Origin of the sequence: Ligilactobacillus ubinensis (assembly GCF_024160875.1) — a bacterium.
Taxonomy (GTDB): domain Bacteria; phylum Bacillota; class Bacilli; order Lactobacillales; family Lactobacillaceae; genus Ligilactobacillus; species Ligilactobacillus ubinensis.
The window spans coordinates 1-936 of record NZ_JAIULA010000048.1; the positions used below are offsets into that span (position 1 = coordinate 1).

The following is a 936-nucleotide window of genomic DNA, read 5'->3' on the forward strand; positions in this document are numbered from 1 at the left end:
TCTGATCTCTCAGATGGTCAAAAGATGTCAAGACCTGGTAAGGTTCTTCGCGTTGCTTCGAATTAAACCACATGCTCCACCGCTTGTGCGGGCCCCCGTCAATTCCTTTGAGTTTCAACCTTGCGGTCGTACTCCCCAGGCGGAATGCTTATTGCGTTAGCTGCAGCACTGAAGGGCGGAAACCCTCCAACACTTAGCATTCATCGTTTACGGCGTGGACTACCAGGGTATCTAATCCTGTTTGCTACCCACGCTTTCGAACCTCAGCGTCAGTTACAGACCAGAGAGCCGCTTTCGCCACTGGTGTTCCTCCATATATCTACGCATTTCACCGCTACACATGGAATTCCACTCTCCTCTTCTGCACTCAAGTCTTCCAGTTTCCAATGCTATTCTTCGGTTAAGCCGAAGGCTTTCACATCAGACTTAAAAAACCGCCTGCGTTCCCTTTACGCCCAATAAATCCGGACAACGCTTGCCACCTACGTATTACCGCGGCTGCTGGCACGTAGTTAGCCGTGGCTTTCTGGTTAGATACCGTCATTACATGATCAGTTACTATCATGCACGTTCTTCTCTAACAACAGAGTTTTACGATCCGAAGACCTTCTTCACTCACGCGGCGTTGCTCCATCAGACTTTCGTCCATTGTGGAAGATTCCCTACTGCTGCCTCCCGTAGGAGTTTGGGCCGTGTCTCAGTCCCAATGTGGCCGATCAACCTCTCAGTTCGGCTACGTATCATCGCCTTGGTAAGCCTTTACCTTACCAACTAGCTAATACGCCGCGGGTCCATCCAAAAGTGATAGCAAAACCATCTTTTACATAACAACCATGCGGTTGTTATGGTTATGCGGTATTAGCACCTGTTTCCAAGTGTTATCCCCCTCTTTTGGGCAGGTTACCCACGTGTTACTCACCCGTTCGCCACTCAATG

General features: G+C 49.7%; 1 rRNA gene. It reads right to left on the reverse strand.

What is annotated here, in order from left to right:
• Nucleotides 1-936, reverse strand: a 16S ribosomal RNA gene (locus tag LB941_RS12250); the annotation flags it as partial.